Genomic DNA, 21,785 nt, shown 5'->3' on the forward strand with positions numbered 1-21,785 from the left:
CGGCAGTGACTGGGCGCGACTGAGCGAAACCGTGTGCTTCCAATCCCAGCTCCTGATTCACCACTCCCGGCTCAACTCACCACAGCAGATCGCGCAGCTTGTACCAGGACATCGCCGCCACCAGCATCGGCATGCGCAAGGCCTTGCCGCCGGGGAATACGCTGTGCGGAATGCGCTCGAACACGTCCAGCCGCTGTGCCTGGCCGGCAATCGCGGCGGCGATGACTTCACCGGCCAGACCGGTGCTGGCGACACCGTGGCCGGAAAAACCCTGCGCGAAGTACACGTTGGGGGTGACCCGGCCCCAATGCGGGGCGCGGTTGCGGGTGATGTCGATATAGCCGCCCCACACATACTCCATCTCCACGTCAGCCAGCTGCGGGAATACCCGCCGCATGCGCCGGGTCATGCTGGCGCGCAGGCCAGGCGGCGGCAGTGCCGAGTAATTGGCCTGGCCGCCGAACAGCAGGCGGTGGTCGCGGCTTAGCCGGAAGTAGTCCAGCGCCCAGTTCACGTCGGCCACCGCCATGTCGTTGCGGATCAGCGCCTTGGCGCGCTCGGCGCCCAGCGGCTGGGTGGCACCAATATAGGTCCCGACCGGCATCATCCGGGTTTCCAGCTCGGGCGCGATGTCCTGCAGCCACGCATTACCGGCCAGTACGACGAAGTCAGCATCGACCCGGCCATCGGTGGTGATCAGCGCCGGTTGCGGACCACGTTCGAGCTGGGTGACCGCTGATTGCTCGTGGATGGTTACCCCGGCGGCCTCTGCAGCGTGGGCCAGGCCCTGCGCGTAGGCCAGCGGATGCAGGTGACCGCTGGCGGGGTCATAAACCGCGCCCAGATAGCGTTCGCTGGCCAGTTCCTGCTGCAGGCGCGGGCGATCCCACCATTCCAGCGGGTAGTCGTAGCGCTGCGCCATGCGTTCGATGTCGCTACGCAGTGCGCGCTCCTGGCGCGGCTGGATCGGCACGCTGGCATGGCCGTCACGCCAGTCGCAGTCGATGCCGTGCCTGGCGATGCGCTGCTTGAGCATATGCATGCCATCGCGCGAGAAATCGAACAGCAGTCGTGCATCGGCATCACCAACCAGCGCTTCCAGCGTGTCCTGCTCGCAGCCGTAGCCGACGATGGCCTGGCCGCCGTTGCGGCCGGAGGCACCCCAGCCGACGCGCTCGGCCTCCAATACGGTGACCTTGTAGCCCTTCTCGGCCAAGGCCAGCGCGGCGGTCAGGCCGGTATAGCCGGCGCCGAGCACGGCCACGTCGGCGCGCGCATGCCCACGCAGGGACGCACGTAGCGGAAGTTCGGGCTGGCTGGCGGCGTACCAGCTCGGGGGATATACGGATGCAGCGGCGTCCACGGACATCAGGCCGAATCAGGGGCGGGAAGTGTAACGACACCGGCGTATGCGGCGTGCGCAGGCCGGTGAAGAACCCGTGTAGTTTGCCTTGGTTTACTTGAATGCTGGATGGCGCTTGGTTGCCTAAACAGCGGGGCAGGGGTAGCGTGCTGGCACGTCTCATGAGCTTTACCCATGGCCAGCCTGCCGCTGGTCGGCTTGCCTACCGACAGCAAACCGATCGGGTCTCATCCGTTTCTTGTTGTTGGCGAAAAGTACGTGCGGGCCGTTGTCGATGGCGCGCAGGCCACGCCGCTGCTACTGCCAATGCTGCAACCGCCGCTGCCGGCCGCGGCTTGGTTGGCGACGCTGGATGGTCTGCTGCTGACCGGTGCAACCAGCAATATCGAGCCGCACCACTACGATGGCGGTGACAGTTGGCCAGGCAATCCGCACGATCCGGCGCGTGATGCCAACGTACTGGGGATGATCCCGCAGGCACTGGCGCTGGGCATGCCGATACTGGCGATCTGCCGTGGTTTCCAGGAGGTCAATGTCGCCTTTGGCGGCAGCCTGCATCCGAAAGTACATGAAGTGCCCGGGCTGGCTGACCACCGTGAAAACCCAGCGTCATCCTTGCAGGTGCAATATGGGCCGGCGCATGCGTTGCACTTGAGCCCGGATGGCGTGCTGGCTGGCATTGCCGGCAGCGGCGAGGTGATGGTCAACTCGGTGCACGGACAAGGTGTTGCCCGGCTGGGCGAAGGCTTGCAGGTTGAGGCACGTGCGCCTGATGGGCTGATCGAAGCATTTCGTGGCAGCGGACCGTCGTTCCTGCTCGGCCTGCAGTTCCACCCGGAGTGGCGGGTTACCGAAAATCCGTTCTATCTGGGCATTTTCCAAGCCTTCGGCGAGGCCTGTCGCCGCTATCGGTTACACAAACAAGTTGGTTCCCCATGACTTCGCGCCCCCGCACCCGCAGTCGTAAAACCGCCACCGCCGTCCAGGAAGAAAGCCTGCTGCTGCGCTGGCTCAAGGAGCGGCACATCACCGAGGTCGAATGCCTGGTGCCGGACATCACCGGCAACGCGCGCGGCAAGATCATCCCGGCCGACAAGTTTTCGCACGACTACGGTACGCGCCTGCCCGAGGGCATCTTTGCCACCACGGTGACCGGTGAGTACCCTGACGATTACTACGAACTGACCTCGCCGGCCGACGCGGACATGATCCTGCGCCCGGACCCGGACACCGTGCGCATGGTGCCGTGGGCCACCGATCCGACCGCGCAGATCATCCACGATTGCTACACCAAGGGCGGCCAACCGCATGAGCTGGCGCCGCGCAACGTGCTGCGGCGGGTCCTGGCTGCCTACGAGGAGCTGGGTTTGAAGCCTGTGGTGGCACCGGAAGTGGAATTCTTCCTGGTGCAGAAAAACACCGACCCGGACTTCCCGCTGCTGCCGCCAGCTGGCCGCTCCGGTCGCCCGGAGACTGCCCGCCAGTCGTACTCGATCGATGCGGTCAATGAATTCGATCCCATCCTCGATTTGATGTACGACTATTGCGACACGATGAAGCTGGACGTGGATACCTTGATCCACGAATCCGGCGCCGCGCAGCTGGAGGTCAATTTCACCCACGACGACGCGATGTCGCTGGCTGACCAGGTATTCCTGTTCAAGCGCACCATGCGTGAGGCGGCGTTGCGTCACGGCATCTATGCCACCTTCCTGGCCAAGCCGATGGAGACCGAGCCCGGCAGCGCCATGCATATCCACCAGAGCCTTGTGCGCATTACTGATGGTCGTAATGTGTTTGCCGGCCACGCCGAGGGTGAGTACAGCGAAACCTTCGATAAGTATCTGGCCGGCCTGCAGAAGTACGTGCCGGCGGCGATGGCCTTCTTCGCGCCTAACGTGAACTCCTATCGCAGGCTGATGTTTGGTGAGGTGTCGCCGAGCAACGTGGAATGGGGTTTCGACAACCGCACCTGCGGCCTGCGCGTGCCGATGGACACCTTGGAGAACAACCGCGTGGAAAGCCGCTTTGCCGGCTCCGACGCCAACCCGTATCTGGCGATGGCGGCGACCTTGGCCTGCGGCCTGCTTGGCATCCGCGAGCAGCTGACGCCGACGCCGCCAATCACCGGCAACGCCAAGGAGCTGGGCTACGAGTTGCCGCGTTCGCTGGGCGAGTCGCTGGATGCGCTGGAGGGCTGCGATGCCCTGCAGGAGCTGCTGGGGCGCCGTTTCTGCCGCGCCTACATCTCGGTCAAGCGCAAAGAGTACGAAACCTTCTTCCGCGTGATCAGTTCCTGGGAGCGCGAGTTCCTGCTGCTGAATGTCTGATGGCAAGGCTTGCCTCCCTCCCTTTTGCGCAGCAAAGGGGAGGGTTGGGGAGGGGGGAGCCCTGCTGTGGCCTTTCGAGCATTGCCAGCTTCGCGGCTTACGCTGCTCCCACAAGACCTACACCGGCCTTCTACACAAAAAACCGCTGCAGATGGGACAATATGCCCACCTCCCGGCTTGGCCGGTCCCCCATACCGCTCCCGGATCACACTGGAGAACCCATGAATCTGCGCATTCTGACCGTTGGTGTCGCCATTTCCCTGCTTGCTGCCTGCGGCGGCAAGGAACCCGGCGCCAAGCCCGCTGAAGGCGGCGAGGCCAAGGTCCTCAATGTCTATAACTATTCGGACTACATCGCCGAAGACACCATCCCGAACTTCGAGAAGTCGACCGGCATCAAGGTCACCTACGATGTGTTCGACAGCGATGAAATGGTCGAGACCAAGTTGCTGACCGGTGACAGCGGCTACGACATCGTGGTGCCGACACTGAACTTCTTCGGCCGCCAGATCCAGGCCGGCGTGTTCCTGCCGCTGGACAAGAGCAAGATCCCGAACCTTGCCAACCTCGACCCGGCGGTGATGCAGCGCATCGCCGGCCAGGACCCGGGCAACCAGTACGGCGTGCCGTACATGATGGGCAGCACCGGCATCGGCTACAACGTGGCCAAGCTGAAAGAACGTTTTGGCGGCAGCGCCGACGTCGCCAACAGCTGGGACCTGGTGTTCAAGCCGGAAAACATCGCCAAGATGAAGGACTGCGGCGTGACCCTGCTGGATACCCCGGCCGACATGATCCCGGTGGCCCTGCATTACCTGGGCGAAGACCCGCACAGCGCCGATCCGGCCGTGCTGCAGAAGGCCGCTGACCTGCTCAAGTCGATCCGCCCATACGTGCAGAACTTCCACTCCTCGCAGTACGTGGGTTCGCTGGCCAATGGCAGCACCTGTCTGGTAGTGGGGTGGTCGGGCGACATCATCCAGGCCCGTGACCGTGCCGAAGAGGCCAAGAACGGCGTGGAAGTTGCGTACTCCATCCCGAAGGAAGGTGCGCCGCAGTGGTTCGACATGCTGGCCATCCCCAAGGATGCCAAGCACCCGGGCAATGCTTACGCCTTCATCAACTACCTGCTGGAGCCGGAGGTAGCGGCCAAGAACACCAACGTTACCCACTACGCCAACCCGGTGAAGTCGGCGACCTCGCTGGTTGACCCGGCCATCCGCGACGATAAGACCATCTACCCGGCTGAAGATGTGGCCGCCAAGATGTTCACCTATGCGATCAACACCCCGGAGACGGACAAGCTGTACACCCGTCTGTGGACCGAAGTTAAGACCGGTCGTTGATTTCAGGCTGGTTTAGCGTCTGAAGCTTCACAACGCCTCTCTCTTGCAGGGAGGCGTTGTTGTTTATGGCGTTTGGCGGGGTGTCGCTTGCCAGCGGAGACGGCGAGGCCCGGGCTTGTCTCCCTCCCTTTGGCGCAGCCAAGGGGAGGGCCGGGGAGGGGTAAGCTTTTGGGGCCTTCGGGCATTGCCAGCTTCGCGGCTTACGCCGTTCCTACAGCGGCCCTGCCGAGCATGGCTCGGCACTACATTGGTGTTTGCAGGCTTCGGGGCTTGGCTCCCTCCCTTTGGCGCAGCCAAGGGGGTGAAGAAGGCCTGCTTGCGCGCCATTGGTGCGCGGCCTGATGAACGACCGAAGGCTATGCCTTCGGGCCGGGCGGGTTGGGGAGGGGTAAGCTCCGTGGCCCTTCGGACATTGCCAGCTTCGCGGCTGACGCCGCTCCCACAAGGCGCAGAGCTTCAAGTGAGCTCCAACCGCCACAGCTGGCGGTGTCGCCGGCAAAAACGGGGGGCTACACTACGCGCGTTTGTTCATCTGTCCGCTTCCGGAGCCCTACATGCCCGTTGACGCCAAGCCAGAGGCCATCGCTTTGAACAGCGAGCCCGGCTATTTGTCCATCCGCGATCTGCGCAAGGAATTCGATGGTTTCGTCGCCGTCGATGACGTCAACCTGGACGTGCGCAAGGGCGAGATATTTGCCCTGCTGGGTGGTTCGGGCAGCGGCAAGTCCACCTTGTTGCGTTGCCTGGCTGGCTTTGAAACCCCGACCAAGGGCACGATCCTGCTCGACGGCCAGCCGATCACCACGCTGCCGCCCTACGAGCGGCCGATCAACATGATGTTCCAGTCCTATGCGCTGTTCCCGCATATGACGGTGGAGCAGAACATCGCCTTCGGCCTGAAGCAGGACGGCATGGCCAAGGACGCCATCACCCGCCGTGTCGGTGAGATGCTGGAGCTGGTGCAGCTGCAGAAGCTGGGCAAGCGCAAGCCGCACCAGCTTTCCGGCGGCCAGCAGCAGCGTGTGGCACTGGCCCGCTCGCTGGCCAAGAGCCCGAAGCTGCTGTTGCTGGACGAGCCGATGGGCGCGCTGGACAAGAAGCTGCGCTCGAAGATGCAGCTGGAACTGGTCAACATCATCGAGCAGCTCGGCGTGACCTGCGTGATGGTCACCCATGACCAGGAAGAAGCCATGACCATGGCCACCCGCATCGCGGTGATGGACCAGGGTTGGATCCAGCAGATCGGCAAGCCGGATGATATCTACGAGCAGCCGGCTAACCGTTTCGTCGCAGGCTTCATCGGCTCGGTGAATTCCTTCGAAGGCGTGATCGACGAGGATCTGCCCGAATACGTCACCGTGCGCACCGCTGACTTCCCGGCGCCGATCTACGTCGGCCACGGCATCACCGGTTACGAAGGCCAGCCGGTGGCCTTCGCGCTGCGTCCGGAAAAGGTTCATATCGCCAAGGAAGAACCCGAGGGCGACACCAACAAGGCGTTCGGCGTGGTCGAGGATATTGCTTACTTCGGCAGTCACTCGGTCTACCACGTGCGCCTGCCCAGCGGTGCCAAGATTCTGTCCAATTTCGCCAACATGAAGCGCTGGGACAGCGACGGCATCACCTGGAACGATGAAGTATGGGTGTCCTGGGACGACAACGACGGCGTGGTGCTGACCTCATGAGCGCGACCAGCCCACTCACCAGCGGTTGGCGGCGGTGGCTGCCGGGTGCGCGCGCGGGTGTGATCGGCGTGCCCTACCTGTGGCTGTTGCTGTTCTTCGCGATCCCGTTCCTGATCGTGCTGAAAATCTCCTTCGCCAAGATGGCGGTGGCGATGCCGCCGTATACCTCCATCGTGGAATACGTGGACAGCGCGTTCACGGTCAATCTCAATCTGGGCAACTACACCGCGCTGTTCACCGACAGCCAGTACGTGGTGGCCTACCTGAGCTCGATCAAGATCGCGGTGATCTCCACGCTGCTGACCTTGCTGATCGGCTACCCGATGGCCTACGTGATCTCACGCATGTCACCATCGGCGCGCAACATCGCGATGATGTTGGTGGTGCTGCCGTCGTGGACCTCGTTCCTGATCCGCGTCTATGCCTGGATCGGCATCCTCGACAGCAATGGCCTGATCAACCGGACCTTGATGAGCATCGGAGTGATCGACGAGCCGATACGCATGCTCTACACCCCGTTTGCGGCCTACGTTGGCATCGTCTACTGCTATCTGCCGTTCATGGTGCTGCCGCTGTACGCCAACCTGGTCAAGCTCGACAACCGTTTGCTGGAAGCGGCCTACGACCTCGGTGCCAAGCCGTGGCAGGCCTTCCTGCGCATCACTTTGCCGCTGTCGCGCAGCGGCATCATCGCCGGCTGCATGCTGGTGATGATCCCGGCAGTGGGCGAGTTCGTCATTCCGGAAATGCTCGGCGGCCCGGATACCTTGATGATCGGTCGCGTGCTGTGGGGCGAGTTCTTCAACAACCGCGATTGGCCGCTGGCCTCGGCGGTGGCGATCGTGATGCTGTTGTTGCTGCTGATCCCCATCATCATCTTCAACCGTTCGCAGCAGCGTGAGCTGGAAGGGAAGCTGGCATGAGCATGACCCGGCGTAGTTCCTGGTTGGGTTGGAGCATCCTGCTGCTCGGCTTTGCCTTCCTGTACCTGCCGATCCTGTTGTTGATGGTGTACTCGTTCAATTCCTCGCGGCTGGCGACGGTATGGGCGGGCTTCTCGACGCAGTGGTACGGCGAGTTGTTCCGCGACCGTCAGTTGCTGCAGGCAGCGTGGATCAGTATCAAGATCGCGTTCTGGACCGCGAGCGCATCAATGGTGATCGGCACCATGGCGGCGATGGCGATGACGCGCTTCAAACGCTTCCCCAGCAAGACCATATTCGGCGCCTTGGTGACCGCGCCGCTGGTGATGCCGGAAGTGATCATAGGCCTGTCGATCCTGCTGATGCTGGTGTCGATGGGCGGCCTGTTCGGGCTGCCATCCAAGGGTGTTGTGGCGATCTGGATCGCGCATGTCACCTTCACCATTTCCTTCGTGACCGTGGTGGTGTCCTCGCGCCTGCAGGAGCTGGACCGTTCGTTGGAAGAAGCGGCGATGGACCTGGGGGCGAACCGATTGAAAGTGTTCTTCCTGATCACCTTGCCGATCATCGCCCCGGCGTTGCTTTCTGGTTGGTTGCTGGCGTTCACCTTGTCGTTGGACGACGTGGTGATTGCCAGCTTCGTCGCCGGCCCCAGCTCGACCACCTTGCCGATGAAGATCTTTGCCTCGGTGCGCATGGGCGTGAGCCCGAAGATCAACGCCTTGGCCACGCTGATGGTGCTGGCGGTTTCGACAGTAGCGGTGCTGGGTTGGTGGATTTCGGCACGCGCCGACAAGCGACGCCAGCGCGACATGCAGCTGGCGCTGCAGGAAAACGGCTGAGGCTCAAATGTAGTGCCGAGCCATGCTCGGCAGAGGTTTTACCAGCGATCCAACACCTAGGCGCCCCCCGCTGTAGGGGCGGGGGGGGGGGCCCGGGCACGGGGCAGAGATTAAAAAACAAGAGGAGCAGATTGTTATTAAAAAGCGACTGGGGGGGCCCGCCCCCCCCCCCCCCCCCCCCCCCCCCCCCCCCCCCCCCCCCCCCCCCCCCCCCGCCCCCCCCCCCCCCCCCCCCCCCCCCCCCCCCCCCCACTACCGGGCTGCTTGGGATTTACCTGCGCGCAACATTCGCGGCGCTACCATTCCTGCATTCGTTGAATGCAGGTGAGTCCATGGCGTCGTATCAGACTATCAATCCCTTCAACGGCGAGATCGTGCGTACGGTCGAGCTGCTGACAAGCGTGGCTATCGAACAACGTCTGGCCGCAGCTGAATCGGCGTTCCCGCAATGGTCGGCCTTGTCGCTGGAGCAGCGTGGTGACTATCTGCGCAAGGTAGCCGCAGGCCTGCGTGAGCGCCGCGACGAGATCCAGCGCACGATGACCGTCGAGATGGGCAAGCTGCGTCGCGAGGCCTTGGCCGAAATCGAAAAAAGCGCAGCTGGCTGCGAGTACTACGCGGACCACGCTGCCGATTACCTGAAGCCGCAGCCGATCCCGACCGAAGCACAGCGCAGCTACGTCATCTACCAGCCTATCGGCTGCGTGATGGCGGTGATGCCGTGGAATTTCCCGATCTGGCAGGTGATCCGTTTCCTCGCCCCGGGTTTGATGGCGGGCAATGTCGCCCTGCTCAAGCACGCCAGCAATGTGCCGGGCTGTGCGGATCTGCTGCGCGAGGTGGTTGCCGCTGCCGGCATTCCGGAGGGCGTGTTCGACGTGCTGCATATCGATAACGATCAGGCCGCCGAAGTGCTGCGTGATCGTCGGATCAAGGCGGTCACACTGACTGGCAGCGAGCGTGCAGGGCGGTCGATCGCGGCGAATGCTGGTGACCAGCTGAAGAAGTGTGTGATGGAACTGGGCGGCAGTGACGCCTTCGTGGTGCTGGATGACGCCGATCTGGATCTGGCCGCGGCGGCCGCGGTGCGGTCAAGGTTCGACAATGCAGGCCAGACCTGCATCGCGGCCAAGCGCTTCATCCTGGTCGACTCTATTGCGGATGCCTTCGTGCAGCGCTACATCGAAGGCGCGCAGGCGCGCGTGTACGGCGATCCGCAGAAAGAGGGAGGCAGCCTTGCGCCGATGGCGCGCGCTGACCTCCGTGATGAGCTGCACAAGCAGGTGCGCGTCAGCATCGACAAGGGTGCGAAGGTGCTGCTGGGTGGCGAACCGGTTGCCGGCAGCAACGCAGGCTATCAGGCTACGATCCTCGACAACGTCGGGCCTGGCATGCCGGCGTATGACGAGGAGTTGTTCGGGCCAGTGGCAGCGATCATCCGGGTCAGGGATGAGGCTGAGGCCGTGCGCGTGGCCAATGACACCAGCTTCGGTTTGGGTGGCAGCGTATGGACACGCGACGTGCTGCGTGGCGAAAACGTTGCCGTACAGCTGCAATGCGGCGCGGCCTTCGTAAATTCAGTAGTGAAGAGCGATGCGCGGTTGCCGTTTGGTGGTACCAAGCGTTCCGGGTTTGGACGTGAGTTGGCGGGGCCGGGTATTCATGAGTTCATGAACATCAAGACCGTTTACGTCGCCTGACGAACGCGCGGGTGTGGTTGTAGGAGGTGAGGTTGTAGGAGCGGCGTAAGCCGCGAAGCTGGTAGACCTTGCGCACCTGCGACAGCCCGCAACTGCAGTGCGCCAGATTGCGGGTTGTCGGAGCGGTTTACCATCAGTGGCTTCGCCGCGTACGCCGCTCCTACAAAGAGCCGGCTCACCCAAACGGCTGGTCGATGGACTTGCTCTGCGGGGTCATCAACGCGGCGCCATCTTGGGTGACGTAGAGGATGTCCTCCAGGCGTACGCCGAAGCGGTCAGGGATGTAGATGCCGGGTTCGTCGCTGAAGGTCATGCCCGGTTCCAGCAGGTGGGTGTTGCCGCGCACCAGGTAATCCCATTCGTGCATGTCCAGGCCGATGCCATGGCCCAGACGATGGCTGAAATAGCGGTAATCCGGGCCGTAGCCGGAATCGCTGATCACCTTGCGCGCAGCTGCATCCACGTCGCCCATCGGCACGCCCGGACGTGCGGCATTCAATGCAGCGGTCTGCGCCTTCAATACGATGTCGAACACCTTGCGGATCTCGTCATCGGGCTGGCCCAGCACCACGGTGCGGGTGATGTCGCTGGTATAGCCACCGGCGCGGCAGCCGCCGTCGAAGATGATCGGGGTGCCTTCGACCAGGTGCTGCGGCTTGTCCGAGCCGTGCGGTGAAGCTGTGTACTTGCCGATGTTGACGCTGGCATCGCCTTTCAAACCGGTACGCGCGTAAGCAATGGCCAGCAGGCCGGCGATGTCCTGCTCGGTCATGCCCGGCTTCAAGGCCCTCCACACTGCTTCGTATACGGCCAACGTGGCTTCGTTGGCGAGCTTCATCAATGCCAGCTCGGCGCCACTCTTGACCCGGCGGCAGCCGGATACCACCGGCCATGCCGGTACTACCCTGGCCTGCGGCAGGGCATCGGCAATGCCTTTGGCGCGGAAATAAGGCACGGCTTCTTCCATGCCCAGGGTGCCGGTGGCATGGCCCATGTCGCGCAGCACCTTGGCGACCAGGGCGTAGGGGTCCTCATCTTCCTGCCAGCCACGGACGTCGTTGCCGAGTTTGATCTGCTCCAGCGTGCGCACGCGTTCGAACTCCGGTGTCACGTACACCGGCTCACCCTTGCTCGGCAGGATCACCCCGGTGAGGCGTTCGCTGTCCCACCAGTGCATGCCGGTGAAATAGGTCAGCGAGCTGCCAGCGCCGATGAACACCGCATCGATGCCGTGCTCGGCCATCAGTCGTTGGGCCTTGGCCACGCGTGCAATGCGCTCATCGTTGCTGATTGGTACAACCTGCGCAGCGACCGATTTCAGGGCGCGCATCGATTCCGGTAATACGTTTTCGTTGCTGCTGGCGGTCTGCGCCGATGCCAGTTGCGACAACGGCAGCGCGGCGGCGCTGGCAATCAGCGTATTGCGCAGGAAGTTGCGGCGTGCAGGATTGGAGTGGTCGTGCTGCATGGTTGCTCTCTCGAAAGACTAAGTGGCTGATCAAAGCCAGCCGGAACGTTTGAACAGGCGGTACAGCACCACGCAGATCACGCCGACGCCTGCCATCAGCAGCGGGTAGGCATAGCGCCCGGCCAGCTCCGGCATATTTGCGAAGTTCATGCCATACCAGCTGGTGACCAGGGTCGGCGCCGCCAACAGCGCTGCCCAAGCACCGAGTTGCTTGACCGTTTCACCCTGTGCCAGCGTCACCAGTGACAGGTTCACGCTCAGCGCGGTGCCCAGCATTTCGCGCAAGGTGTCGATGGCTTCGTTGACCCGGGCGGCATGGTCCTGCACATCGCGCAGATAGAGCCGCACTTCTTCGTTGATCAACTGCGCCTGGTTGCGCTGCAGCTGAGCCAAGGCATCCTGCAGTGGTGCAACTGCCAGCCGCATCTTGTTGAGCTCACGCTTGAGCTCGTACAGACGGATCACCGTGCGTCGCTCATAGGTGTCGGCGAAGATGTTTTTCTCCAACAGGTCCAGGGTGTCGCGGAAGCTGTCGGTGATTGGCAGGTAGTGATCGACCACCGCATCCAGCACCGAGTACAGGCAGAACGAGGGGCCCATCGCCAGCAGTTCGGGCTCCTGTTCCAGCCGCGCGCGCACCGGTGCATACGACAGCGAGGCACCGTGGCGCACCGTCACCAGGAAGCGTGGGCCGAGGAAGGCATGCGTTTCACCGTAGCGGATACGTTCGTCCACAACCTGGGCGGTGTGCACCACGACGAACAGTGAATTGCCGTAGGTTTCGATCTTGGGCCGCTGATGGGCTTTGCGGGTGTCTTCGATCGCCAGTGGATGCAGGTCGAATTCTTCCTGCACCTTGTCCAGGATCGCGTCGCTGGGCTCGTACAGGCCGACCCAGACGAAGCCCTTGGCATCATCGGCGAGTACGTCGCTGATGCTGTCCAGGTCCAGTGGGCGCTGGGTGCCGTCGGCACCGTACCAAGTGCAATTGATCACGCAGGCCGGGTTGGCCTGGGCGGGAGTTGGAGTGATGCCGGTAGTCATCCCGGCATCGTGCCTCAGCTGGCCGGTAACGCCAAGCTGCGGCGCCCAAGGATCAGCGCCAGTGCGAGGTGTATGGGCAGCAGCAGCACGATCCATTGCATGTTGAACTGCGCTTGCAGCGACAGCCAATGCAGCGGTAGCGCAAGCAGCGCAATGCCGGTCATCAGCCACAGGACGACCCGGAACCAGGCGCGCGGTTGACGCCCGCGCAACAGACTCCATGCGCCGGGGATCAACAACAGTGCCAGCGGGCTGAGCAGCAGCAGGTTGCGGTTGGCCCAGGCGGCCTGGTGCTCGCTGAAGCCCCACAGGAAGGTCAGCAGGCCACCAGCAATGCCGCAGAACAGCCAGAACGGCAGGGCAAGACCGCCAATCAGACGCGGCTTGCGGCGTGCGGCATATAGCGCAGCGACGACGGCAAGGCCGACCAGCAGCCACGGCCACCAGGAGCGCTGTTTTTCTTTTGGCTCGGGCGGCAGACGTTGCGGCAGCAGTTCCTGCTCTGCCTGTACCAGTGGCCGGCCTTCACTGTTGCGTACTTCGCGCAGACTGTCAGCCAGACGCATGGGAACGAAGGCTTCCTGCCAACGCGATAGCGGCTGGTCGGCATTCGGGCCCAGGCCGATGTCAAAGCCCAGCCACATCCACGGCGAAGGCGAGGCCAGTCGCACCGATTCGCTGCGGTAGCTGTTGCCACGCGAACGGCCGGCCAGCTGCGATTGCAGGGCACCGCCCATGGCCTGGTCCAGGCTGTCGCGCACCATGGTGGCGCAGTTGGCGGTGAAGTAGTCGTAGCGGTAGCGCGCATTTTCGGGCTTGGCGCGTTCGGCCAGTGCATCGGCCAGCGCCTGTGCCTGCGCAGGCGGCAGGTCCAGCCATTGGATGTTTGCGCCACGGCCGACGCTCTCGTACTGCGCCAGGTCCTGCTCCAGCGGCAGGGCGACCAGGTAGTACATCATCTTGCCGCGCACGAAGTTGCCGATGAAATCCGGCTCGGACGGGTCGAAGAAGCCAAAGTTGTACGAAGTTGCCTGCCCGCTAGCCGGGTCCAGTACCACCAGTGCGTCATGGCCGAAGCGTTCGAAGAACACTTCGCCCGGCAGCATGGTCACCACGCCGATGCGCGGTGCCGGGTGTGCATTGGTTTCGCTGGGTTGGTTGGCGGCCGGTTGTGCGCTGCTGGCCATCGCGGCCAGCAGCAGGAACAACGACGCAAACGCGGACAGCAGCCGCGGCAGGCGCAGGGTGATCAAGCTTCGTCCTGGTCTTCAGGTGGCAGGATGGTGACGTGGAAGGCCTGCACGCGGCGTGCATCGGCCTTGGCCACCCGGAAAACGAAGCGCTCCAGGGTCAGCTCATCGCCGATTTCCGGCAGATGGCCGACGGCCTCGGTGACCAGTCCGCCGATGGTGTCGTAATCATCATCGGAGAACTCAGCGCCGAAGCGCTCATTGAAATCACCGATGGTGGTCAGTGCGTCCACCACGTAGCGGCCATCGGCGAGGATGGCGATCTGCGAGGTGTGGTCTTCGGTCTCGTCGTGCTCGTCGTCGATCTGGCCGACGATCTGCTCCAGCACGTCCTCGATGGTGACCAGGCCGGCGACACCGCCGTACTCGTCCACCACGATCGCCATGTGGTTGCGCGAGAGCCGGAACTCCTTGAGCAGCACATTGAGCTTCTTGGACTCCGGGATCAGCACCGCCGGGCGCAGCAGCTCGCGCACGCTGGCATGGCTGTTGTCGGCGACCACGCCGCGCAACAGGTCCTTGGCCAGCAGGATGCCGAGGATGTCGTCCTTGTTCTCACCGTGCACCGGGAAGCGCGAATGGCCGGAATCGACCACCTGCTTCATCAGCTCGATGAAAGGCCGGTCCACCGGCAGCGACACCATGTGCGAGCGCGGGATCATCACGTCGCCGACGGTCAGCTCGGCCACCGAAATGGCGCCTTCCATCATCCGCAGGGTGTCTGCGGCGATCAGGCCGTCCTGCTGTGCCGTCTGCAGGATGCCAACCAGCTCGTCGCGGGTGTGGGGTTCGCTGGAGAACGCCGAACCCAGGCGCTCCAGCCAGCTACGCTTCTTCTCGCCGTTTTCGGGCGAGGTACTACTGTCGTCTTCAGACATCTCTTGGTTTGACTGCACCCGGCACGCCGGGCGGTGCCGACAAGTCTAGCAGGATGTTTGCCGCGGCCTGTTCAAGCCGCCGGCGAGGCAGGGGTCTGCACGCTGGGGGTTACCGGCGGCGCATCGGCCGGGGTCTGGTCTGGCTTGGCCGGGGCCGGCGGGGCCTCTCCCTCGGCAGGCAGGTCCAGGCTGTAGGTGCAGCCGGCCAGGGTTTTACCCGGGTGGGATTTGACCGTGGACACGCCCAGGATCACCGATTCAATCAAGGCCTCGCCGGTCTTGGCGTCGTTGACGTCGCGGCTGACCAGCTCGCGGCCGGCCATGAACTTGTCAGGGGCGTCGTAGCCGGTTTCCAGCTCCAGCTGTTTGGCCAGCGGGCGCGGATCGGGCATGTCGAGGATGGCGATGACGGTGCCGCCGGCCATGGCGATATGGTCGGCGCTGTGGCCGAACACCGTGATCGGGGTGTTCAACATGTACTCGGCCATGAACAGGTTGCCCTGCGGCAAGGGACGCCAGCCAAGGGTTACCGCCTTCAGCGGGTCATTGGCGATAGGTGCCAGTGCAGCGAACTCGCTGACGCTCTGCCGGCATTCGATCAGGGCAGGCAGGTCGATGGCTGCGCCGGGGGCGGCGACAGCCAGAGATGAGATGCTGCCCAACAAGCAGATTGGAAGAGAACGGAGCAAAGGCACGGCGGCAATTATGGCGAAGGTGGAGAGTGTTTCAGTGGGTCGTGTGGCGTTGACGCATCCAGTCGCCACCGAGCTGCAACAAGCGCAGCAGGAAGATCAACGGGACAGCAGTCACCACACAGAACAGGAATACGGCCGGAGCCAGTACCAATAACCCAGCTGTGATGGACCATTCGATCTGCATTTCCGCCGCGCTCAGTGCGTCAATAAATACAGGGGCCAGCGCGAGAAAGGCCATGGCAAGGGCGAACGTGATGCCCAGTGCCATTGGCGAAGCTCTGAAAAAAGGCATTGAATCGGTGGAACGACCGCTCACAAAGCCGGCAATGGCCCGCCAACCGATCGGCGCCGTCAGCAAGGCGATCATGGCGCTGATCATCAATATCGGCACGTTGGCTACCGGGATGGCACTGGTGCCGGTGGCCGAAGATAACAAGGGAGCTAATGGCCCCGTCAGGATGGTCGTTGCCAAGGAGAGACAGAAGGTCAGCGCGATCGCCGCTCGCAGAAAACGTCCGAGACGGGTGCTGGCGATGGCTTGCAGGCCGCGCAGCAACAGCGGCAGCAGTGCCAGCATCGCCAGTGCGGCCAGGAGAATCAGAGAGATCTGCTTGAGCGGAACATCTCTCAAGTAGAGCCTCTCAGCATATTTAAAGGCGCCCGCGATAACCACGACGAGCATCAACAGTATCGAAAGGTGGGGGAGTAGCGAACGGTCCTTCATTCTTGGAACTCCGAGACATGTGCTGGAAGCATTGAACGATGAATCGCTGCCGGCTTCAAGCTTCAACCAAGGAGGTTTAGAGCCACTATCTCAACGTTCCCCTGCGTAGGGATCTGCGATGCCCAGATCAGCCAGGATCTCGCGTTCCAATTGCTCCATGGCTTCGGCTTCCTTGTTGTCCTCGTGGTCCCAGCCCAGCAGATGCAGCACGCCGTGCACGGTGAGGTGGGCGTAGTGGGCATTGAGCGCTTTGTCCTGCTCCTCGGCCTCGCGGGCGACTACCGGAGCGCAGATCACCAGATCGCCGAGCAAGGGGAACTTCACTCCCTTGGGTAGGCCTTCGGGCAGCTCGGCCGGAAAGCTGAGTACGTTGGTGGCGTAGTCCTTACCCCGGTAATGGCGGTTCAGTGACTGACCTTCCTTGGCGTCGACCACGCGGATGGCCAGGTCGGCCTCGCGGATGCGGCCTTTCAAGGCAGCAGCCACCCAGCGACGGAAGCTCACCGCTGCTGGCAGGCCGGCGCGGGGCAGGGCGTAGCTGACCGCGACATCAAGACGCACGGGACCCTTGGTCATTCGCTTGCTCCGGGTTTGACCTGCTGCAGATCGCGGCGGTCATAGGCGCTGACGATGCGGGCCACCAGCGGGTGGCGCACCACGTCGCGCGATTCAAAGAAGGTGAAGCTGACCCCGTCCACGCCACGCAGCACTTCTATGCCGTCGCGCAGGCCGGATTTGATGTGTTTGGGCAGGTCGGTCTGGGTCAGGTCGCCGGTGACCACCGCGGTCGAGCCGAAGCCCAGGCGGGTCAGGAACATCTTCATCTGTTCGATGGTGGTGTTCTGCGCCTCGTCGAGGATCACGAAGGCGTCATTGAGGGTGCGGCCGCGCATATAGGCCAGCGGTGCGATCTCGATGACATTGCGCTCCAGCAGCTTGGCGACCTTTTCCACGCCGAGCATTTCGTACAGGGCGTCGTACAGCGGGCGCAGGTAAGGGTCGACCTTCTGGGTCAGGTCACCTGGCAGGAAGCCCAGCTTCTCGCCGGCTTCCACTGCCGGGCGTACCAGGATCAGGCGTTGCACCCGTGATTCGTTCAGCGCGTCCACGGCCATCGCCACCGCCAGGAAGGTCTTGCCGGTACCGGCCGGGCCGATGCCGAAGCTGATGTCGTGGGTGGCGATCTGGTGCAGGTAGCTGGCCTGATTGAGGCCGCGGCCACGCACGGTGCCACGCTTGACCTTGATCGCTACTTCCTGCGCTTCATAGGCCTGCTCGGTCACGTGATCGACGTTGGCGCGGTTCAAGCGCAGGTGGATGGCGTGGCTGTCGAAGATTGCGTCAGCCGCTTCCATGTAGAGGGCTTTAAGCAGCTTCTCCGCTTCCAGCGCGGTTTTACCCGGGCCGCTGACGCGGAAAATATGGCCGCGGTTGGCGATTTCCACGCCGAGTTTGAGTTCTACCTGGCGCAGATGCTCGTCGAACGGCCCAGCCAGATTGGCCAGCCGCTCGTTATCAACCGGGTCGAGAGTGAAGTCGCGATGCGTAGTGGTAGTCATTTTCACTGACAGTTACTGGCCGGCGAAGCCGTGCCTTGGACCATGGAAGGGTACCCCCGTGGCTGGCGGACCACCAGCGCGGGAGCTGTTGTCAGGCTTCTCCACAGCGGATGTGGATGTGGCGTGGGCCAAGCTGTGGATATCCCTGTCCAGACCTTGCGGCATAAGCCTCTTGGCGGATTGGTCAAAAAACAGCCACATTTGATGGTTTGCGGCTAACGAGTTGTCCACAATTTGTGTGGATCGATTCGGGATGAACGTGTGGATAACCGCGCGCAGCCCAGCAACGGCGGGCTCTGAGTCGGTGTGGCGAATAAATGACCGCAGTGCTGGGGCAAAGGCGAGCGGTAAGAAGCGAAAACGAGCAGCGCCGGTTTTTCAAAGCAGAAACGAGCAACGACGGCTGTTCCCCTCTCCCGCCAGCAGGGTGAGAGGGGCAGCTTGCGAACCACTGGTTCGCTGCCCATCGAACGACCTTGCGCCAGCGCAAGGGCCGGGGCGCGGAGCGGGGGCAGGGGGTGAGGGCGCTCCTGCTTCGGACTAGGGGGGACCCCGCCTCTAACCCGCGCAGCCCACCTTCCGTAAGAAAGCACAGCAACAGCAGTCGCGGCCCCGACCTCAATCCTGCGTAGCCACCCGCCCACGCAACGAATTGCTGAAGGCCTCAGTGATCAGCACATCCACAAACTGGCCGATCAGTCGCGAACTGGCCGGGAAGTTCACCGAACGCATGTTCTCGGTCTTGCCGGTCAGCTCGTTCGGGTCCTTGCGCGATGGGCCTTCGACCAGCACCGTCTGCACCGTGCCGACCATGTTCGCGGAGATGCCAGCGGCATGCTCATTGATCTGCGCCTGCAACCGCGACAGCCGGGCGTGCTTGTCGGCATCGCTGGTGGTGTCTTCCAGGTCGGCGGCGGGGGTGCCGGGGCGGCGCGAATAGATGAAGGAGAAGCTCTGGTCGAAGCCCACGTCCTCGATCAGCTTCATGGTCTTCTCGAAATCGGCATCGGTTTCACCTGGGAAACCAACGATGAAGTCCGAGCTGATCGAGATGTCGGGCCGTACTGCACGCAACTTGCGGATCTTGGACTTGAATTCCAGGGCGGTGTAGCCGCGCTTCATCGCACTGAGCACGCGGTCGCTGCCGGCCTGTACCGGCAGGTGCAGGTAGTTGGCCAGTTTCGGCACGTCGCGGTAAGCGTCCACCAACGAATCGCTGAATTCCAGCGGGTGCGAGGTGGTGAAGCGGATGCGGCCGATGCCGTCGATTTCGGCAAGGGTGCGGATCAGCAGGCCAAGGTCGGCAATCTCACCATCGCCATACGGGCCGCGGTAGGCGTTGACGTTCTGGCCGAGCAGATTGATCTCGCGTACGCCTTGCTCAGCGAGCTGGGCGCATTCGACCAGCACGTCCTCGAACGGACGGCTGACCTCGGTGCCACGGGTGTACGGCACCACGCAGAACGAGCAGTACTTGGAGCAGCCTTCCATGATCGAGACGAAGGCCGATGGGCCCTCGGCACGCGGCTCGGGCATGCGGTCGAACTTCTCGATCTCGGGGAAGCTGATGTCCACCTGCGGCTTGTTCTGCTCGCGGCGGGCGCGGATCAGCTCCGGCAGGCGGTGCAGGGTCTGCGGGCCGAACACCAGGTCCACATAGGGCGCGCGCTTGACGATGGCTTCGCCTTCCTGCGAGGCCACGCAGCCGCCGACACCGATGATGACGTCGCGGCCATTGGCCTTGAGCGCCTTCCAGCGGCCGAGCTGGCTGAACACCTTCTCCTGCGCCTTTTCGCGGATGGAGCAGGTGTTGACCAGTACCACGTCGGCTTCTTCGGGGTTGTCGGTCAGCTCCAGGCCCTCGGCGGCGGCGAGAACGTCGGCCATCTTGGTCGAGTCGTACTCGTTCATCTGGCAACCGTGGGTCTTGATATAGAGCTTTCCGCGCGATGGCGAGCCATCGCTGGGCTTGCCGCGCGCGCCGCCGGCAACCGTCGGCCGCTGGCCGGGCAGGGGAATCAATTCAGGTGTGGTCATTTCAACAGTAGGCGCGGCAGAGCCGGCCGTGATCGGCAAGGGGGTAGCTGGCGTCCCGGGCATGGCGCTTATTCCAGACGGGTGGGCGGGCACGCAGCCGCTGGGGCTGCATTCGTAGCTGCCTATTGTATCGGTCTGCCGGCTCCTGCACGAAAACGGCTGCGTCAAATACTTGGCAAGCCCCGGCGAAGCTGGGAGACTCCCGCCCATGAAGGGGATTTTGGGGATCACCGGCATTCTCGCAGCAGCGTTGGTCGCTTTGCCGGCCAGTGCAGGCACGCTATATAAGTGTGTTGGCAGCGATGGAGTGCCCAATTACGTCAGCAAGCGCGTCAGTGGCGCGAGCTGCAGTGTGGTCAGCAGTTATCGGCCGACCCGCGACGTACCGCGCTATGTGCCGCCGGTCCCAGCGCCCGTCGCCTCCCCGGCCGCTGTGGCGGTGCAGGCGGCGACTCCCGCAACCGGTGACAGTGGTGGCTCGACGGCAGTAGCCGCGCAGGCCGCCCCCACCGCAGTGCCGCCCACGCCAGCGCCAGCAGCTGCAGGCCGGGCGCAGCGGGTGATCAGCGGGCAGGTCTACTCTTATATGAAAGATGGAGTGCGCCACTACACCAGCAGCCGGCCGACCCAGGTGGCCAATATCGGCGCGGTGCGCACCATTCAATACAGTTATATCGAGCGCTGCTTTGCCTGCGGCGTGAACTCAAAGGTCAACTTCGGCTCGGTGCGGCTGAACACCCAGGCCTACAGCACCGAGATTGCCTCGGCCGCGCGCGAGTTCGGTGTCGAGGAAGCGGTGGTGCGCGCCATCATCCATGCCGAGTCGGCGTTCAACCCGACCGCGCTCAGTCGTGCCGGAGCCCAAGGGCTGATGCAGTTGATGCCGCCTACCGCACGCCGCTTCGGGGTGTCCGATTCCTATGACGCCAGCCAGAACATCCGCGGTGGCGTGCAATACCTGTCGTGGTTGCTGCGTCGTTTCAATGGCAACCTGACCTTGGCCGCAGCGGGCTACAACGCAGGCGAAGGTGCGGTGGACCGCCATGGCGGTGTGCCCCCGTACAAGGAAACCCAGTACTACGTGCAGCGCGTCGCACAGTTGGCCGACCGCTACCGTGGCGAACTGGCCACGCGCCAGTAGACTGTCCCCGAATGATTCTGTTGCAGCAGGCCGTGACAAATTTCGCGGACTGGTGTTTGATCGCGTTGTGTCAGCGTTAAGCGTTCCGCTACACTCCGGAACGATTCGATTCATAGCGGACTGGCCCCCACCAGGCCGCTGGCAGCCTCTAGCTACCTAATCATTATCGGAGTGCCGGATGGCAAACGATGGGGTAAATGATCCAGTCAACACCGGACGTCGGCGGTTTTTGACAGCGACCACCGCTGTGGTCGGGGCAGTCGGTGTTGGTTTCGCAGCAGTTCCTTTCATCAAGTCGTGGAATCCCAGCGCCCGTGCCAAGTTGGCCGGTGCCCCGGTGACTGCCGATATCAGCGCTTTGCAGGAAGGCCAGCGGCTGATCCTGGAATGGCGCGGCCAGCCAATCTGGATCGTCAAACGTTCCAAGGCCATCCTGCAGGCATTGCCTACCCTGGATGCACGGCTCAAGGATCCGGAGTCCGGCAACAAGGACCAGCAGCCGGACTACGTGCTCAAGGGCAACCCCGAATTCCGCTCGATCAAGCCGGATGTATCCGTGCTGGTAGGCCTGTGTACCCATCTTGGCTGCTCGCCGGAGATGGTTGCCGAGATCCGCCCCGAGCCCTACGACGCGCAGTGGAAGGGCGGCTATTTCTGCCCCTGCCACAAGTCGCGTTTCGACATGTCCGGGCGCGTGTTCCAGGACGTGCCGGCGCCGATCAACCTGCTGGTGCCGCCGCACCACTATATGGATGACAACACCCTTGTCATTGGCGTTGATCCGCAGGGAGCAGCCTGAT

19 protein-coding genes are annotated in these 21,785 nt (G+C 63.2%); 9 read left to right on the forward strand and 10 right to left on the reverse strand.

Features of this window, described 5'->3' with window-relative positions; all coding sequences use genetic code 11:
- Positions 1 to 76: 76 nt before the first annotated feature.
- Positions 77 to 1,369, reverse strand: a complete 1,293-nt coding sequence (locus ACVOMB_RS03780) for an NAD(P)/FAD-dependent oxidoreductase (protein WP_481529952.1) — start codon at positions 1,367 to 1,369, stop codon at positions 77 to 79.
- 168 nt (positions 1,370 to 1,537) lie between these two features.
- On the opposite strand from ACVOMB_RS03780, the gene ACVOMB_RS03785 reads away from it, so the two are divergent.
- From ACVOMB_RS03785 to ACVOMB_RS03815, 7 genes are all read left to right on the forward strand, one after another.
- Complete coding sequence (locus ACVOMB_RS03785) at positions 1,538 to 2,302, forward strand: gamma-glutamyl-gamma-aminobutyrate hydrolase family protein (RefSeq protein WP_481529953.1); 765 nt, start codon at positions 1,538 to 1,540, stop codon at positions 2,300 to 2,302.
- Positions 2,299 to 3,693: a glutamine synthetase family protein gene (locus tag ACVOMB_RS03790; protein WP_481529954.1), complete on the forward strand. Its 1,395-nt coding sequence runs from the start codon at positions 2,299 to 2,301 to the stop codon at positions 3,691 to 3,693. Before ACVOMB_RS03785 ends, ACVOMB_RS03790 begins: the two co-directional genes overlap by 4 nt.
- Before the next feature lie 221 nt (positions 3,694 to 3,914).
- A complete protein-coding gene (locus ACVOMB_RS03795) occupies positions 3,915 to 5,039 on the forward strand; it encodes a polyamine ABC transporter substrate-binding protein (RefSeq protein ID WP_481529955.1) in 1,125 nt (374 codons plus the stop codon).
- Between the two features lie 554 nt (positions 5,040 to 5,593).
- Positions 5,594 to 6,724, forward strand: coding sequence for an ABC transporter ATP-binding protein (locus tag ACVOMB_RS03800; protein WP_481529956.1), 1,131 nt, complete (start codon positions 5,594 to 5,596; stop codon positions 6,722 to 6,724).
- On the forward strand, positions 6,721 to 7,647 hold the full coding sequence (locus ACVOMB_RS03805; protein WP_481529957.1) for an ABC transporter permease subunit: 927 nt from the start codon (positions 6,721 to 6,723) through the stop codon (positions 7,645 to 7,647). Before ACVOMB_RS03800 ends, ACVOMB_RS03805 begins: the two co-directional genes overlap by 4 nt.
- The gene (locus ACVOMB_RS03810; RefSeq protein ID WP_296253173.1) at positions 7,644 to 8,489 is read left to right on the forward strand and encodes an ABC transporter permease subunit; all 846 of its coding nucleotides are present in this window, start codon (positions 7,644 to 7,646) and stop codon (positions 8,487 to 8,489) included. The genes ACVOMB_RS03805 and ACVOMB_RS03810 overlap by 4 nt, the downstream gene beginning before the upstream one ends.
- Before the next feature lie 332 nt (positions 8,490 to 8,821).
- Positions 8,822 to 10,189 (forward strand): NAD-dependent succinate-semialdehyde dehydrogenase, encoded by a 1,368-nt coding sequence (locus tag ACVOMB_RS03815; RefSeq protein WP_481529958.1) that lies wholly within the window; start codon positions 8,822 to 8,824, stop codon positions 10,187 to 10,189.
- A gap of 175 nt (positions 10,190 to 10,364) precedes the next feature.
- Here ACVOMB_RS03815 and ACVOMB_RS03820 read toward each other — a convergent pair whose 3' ends face one another.
- From ACVOMB_RS03820 to miaB, 9 genes are all read right to left on the reverse strand, one after another.
- Complete coding sequence (locus ACVOMB_RS03820) at positions 10,365 to 11,657, reverse strand: M24 family metallopeptidase (protein WP_481529959.1); 1,293 nt, start codon at positions 11,655 to 11,657, stop codon at positions 10,365 to 10,367.
- Positions 11,658 to 11,687: 30 nt separating this feature from the next.
- On the reverse strand, positions 11,688 to 12,701 hold the full coding sequence (locus ACVOMB_RS03825) for a magnesium and cobalt transport protein CorA (RefSeq protein WP_481529960.1): 1,014 nt from the start codon (positions 12,699 to 12,701) through the stop codon (positions 11,688 to 11,690).
- A 14-nt stretch (positions 12,702 to 12,715) separates the two neighbouring features.
- The gene (locus ACVOMB_RS03830) at positions 12,716 to 13,945 is read right to left on the reverse strand and encodes a lipoprotein N-acyltransferase Lnb domain-containing protein (protein WP_481530030.1); all 1,230 of its coding nucleotides are present in this window, start codon (positions 13,943 to 13,945) and stop codon (positions 12,716 to 12,718) included.
- A gap of 5 nt (positions 13,946 to 13,950) precedes the next feature.
- On the reverse strand, positions 13,951 to 14,829 hold the full coding sequence (locus ACVOMB_RS03835) for an HlyC/CorC family transporter (protein WP_282272562.1): 879 nt from the start codon (positions 14,827 to 14,829) through the stop codon (positions 13,951 to 13,953).
- A 71-nt stretch (positions 14,830 to 14,900) separates the two neighbouring features.
- A complete protein-coding gene (locus ACVOMB_RS03840; protein ID WP_481530031.1) occupies positions 14,901 to 15,500 on the reverse strand; it encodes a hypothetical protein in 600 nt (199 codons plus the stop codon).
- Positions 15,501 to 15,555: 55 nt separating this feature from the next.
- Positions 15,556 to 16,248: a hypothetical protein gene (locus ACVOMB_RS03845; RefSeq protein WP_481529961.1), complete on the reverse strand. Its 693-nt coding sequence runs from the start codon at positions 16,246 to 16,248 to the stop codon at positions 15,556 to 15,558.
- A 90-nt stretch (positions 16,249 to 16,338) separates the two neighbouring features.
- The gene (gene ybeY, locus ACVOMB_RS03850) at positions 16,339 to 16,824 is read right to left on the reverse strand and encodes an rRNA maturation RNase YbeY (RefSeq protein WP_481529962.1); all 486 of its coding nucleotides are present in this window, start codon (positions 16,822 to 16,824) and stop codon (positions 16,339 to 16,341) included.
- Positions 16,821 to 17,807: a PhoH family protein gene (locus ACVOMB_RS03855; protein WP_481529963.1), complete on the reverse strand. Its 987-nt coding sequence runs from the start codon at positions 17,805 to 17,807 to the stop codon at positions 16,821 to 16,823. The genes ybeY and ACVOMB_RS03855 overlap by 4 nt, the downstream gene beginning before the upstream one ends.
- Before the next feature lie 618 nt (positions 17,808 to 18,425).
- Complete coding sequence (gene miaB / locus ACVOMB_RS03860; RefSeq protein WP_481529964.1) at positions 18,426 to 19,907, reverse strand: tRNA (N6-isopentenyl adenosine(37)-C2)-methylthiotransferase MiaB; 1,482 nt, start codon at positions 19,905 to 19,907, stop codon at positions 18,426 to 18,428.
- Between the two features lie 145 nt (positions 19,908 to 20,052).
- Here miaB and ACVOMB_RS03865 point away from each other — a divergent pair, with 145 nt between their 5' ends.
- Together ACVOMB_RS03865 and petA are read left to right on the forward strand one after the other, a co-directional pair.
- Positions 20,053 to 20,985: a lytic transglycosylase domain-containing protein gene (locus ACVOMB_RS03865; RefSeq protein WP_481529965.1), complete on the forward strand. Its 933-nt coding sequence runs from the start codon at positions 20,053 to 20,055 to the stop codon at positions 20,983 to 20,985.
- Positions 20,986 to 21,163: 178 nt separating this feature from the next.
- Positions 21,164 to 21,784, forward strand: coding sequence for a ubiquinol-cytochrome c reductase iron-sulfur subunit (petA, locus tag ACVOMB_RS03870; protein WP_481529966.1), 621 nt, complete (start codon positions 21,164 to 21,166; stop codon positions 21,782 to 21,784).
- Position 21,785: the final 1 nt, after the last annotated feature.

It is taken from the genome of Stenotrophomonas sp. STEN018, assembly GCF_056760235.1.

What these genes read in the sequence shown, in the direction of transcription:
- ACVOMB_RS03780 (WP_481529952.1), bottom strand. Translation starts at nt 1,369, where the DNA reads ATGTCCGTGGACGCCGCTGCATCCGTATATCCCCCGAGCTGGTACGCC.
- ACVOMB_RS03785 (WP_481529953.1), top strand. Translation starts at nt 1,538, where the DNA reads ATGGCCAGCCTGCCGCTGGTCGGCTTGCCTACCGACAGCAAACCGATC.
- ACVOMB_RS03790 (WP_481529954.1), top strand. Translation starts at nt 2,299, where the DNA reads ATGACTTCGCGCCCCCGCACCCGCAGTCGTAAAACCGCCACCGCCGTC.
- ACVOMB_RS03795 (WP_481529955.1), top strand. Translation starts at nt 3,915, where the DNA reads ATGAATCTGCGCATTCTGACCGTTGGTGTCGCCATTTCCCTGCTTGCT.
- ACVOMB_RS03800 (WP_481529956.1), top strand. Translation starts at nt 5,594, where the DNA reads ATGCCCGTTGACGCCAAGCCAGAGGCCATCGCTTTGAACAGCGAGCCC.
- ACVOMB_RS03805 (WP_481529957.1), top strand. Translation starts at nt 6,721, where the DNA reads ATGAGCGCGACCAGCCCACTCACCAGCGGTTGGCGGCGGTGGCTGCCG.
- ACVOMB_RS03810 (WP_296253173.1), top strand. Translation starts at nt 7,644, where the DNA reads ATGAGCATGACCCGGCGTAGTTCCTGGTTGGGTTGGAGCATCCTGCTG.
- ACVOMB_RS03815 (WP_481529958.1), top strand. Translation starts at nt 8,822, where the DNA reads ATGGCGTCGTATCAGACTATCAATCCCTTCAACGGCGAGATCGTGCGT.
- ACVOMB_RS03820 (WP_481529959.1), bottom strand. Translation starts at nt 11,657, where the DNA reads ATGCAGCACGACCACTCCAATCCTGCACGCCGCAACTTCCTGCGCAAT.
- ACVOMB_RS03825 (WP_481529960.1), bottom strand. Translation starts at nt 12,701, where the DNA reads ATGACTACCGGCATCACTCCAACTCCCGCCCAGGCCAACCCGGCCTGC.
- ACVOMB_RS03835 (WP_282272562.1), bottom strand. Translation starts at nt 14,829, where the DNA reads ATGTCTGAAGACGACAGTAGTACCTCGCCCGAAAACGGCGAGAAGAAG.
- ACVOMB_RS03845 (WP_481529961.1), bottom strand. Translation starts at nt 16,248, where the DNA reads ATGAAGGACCGTTCGCTACTCCCCCACCTTTCGATACTGTTGATGCTC.
- ybeY (WP_481529962.1), bottom strand. Translation starts at nt 16,824, where the DNA reads ATGACCAAGGGTCCCGTGCGTCTTGATGTCGCGGTCAGCTACGCCCTG.
- ACVOMB_RS03855 (WP_481529963.1), bottom strand. Translation starts at nt 17,807, where the DNA reads ATGACTACCACTACGCATCGCGACTTCACTCTCGACCCGGTTGATAAC.
- miaB (WP_481529964.1), bottom strand. Translation starts at nt 19,907, where the DNA reads ATGCCCGGGACGCCAGCTACCCCCTTGCCGATCACGGCCGGCTCTGCC.
- ACVOMB_RS03865 (WP_481529965.1), top strand. Translation starts at nt 20,053, where the DNA reads ATGAAGGGGATTTTGGGGATCACCGGCATTCTCGCAGCAGCGTTGGTC.
- petA (WP_481529966.1), top strand. Translation starts at nt 21,164, where the DNA reads ATGGCAAACGATGGGGTAAATGATCCAGTCAACACCGGACGTCGGCGG.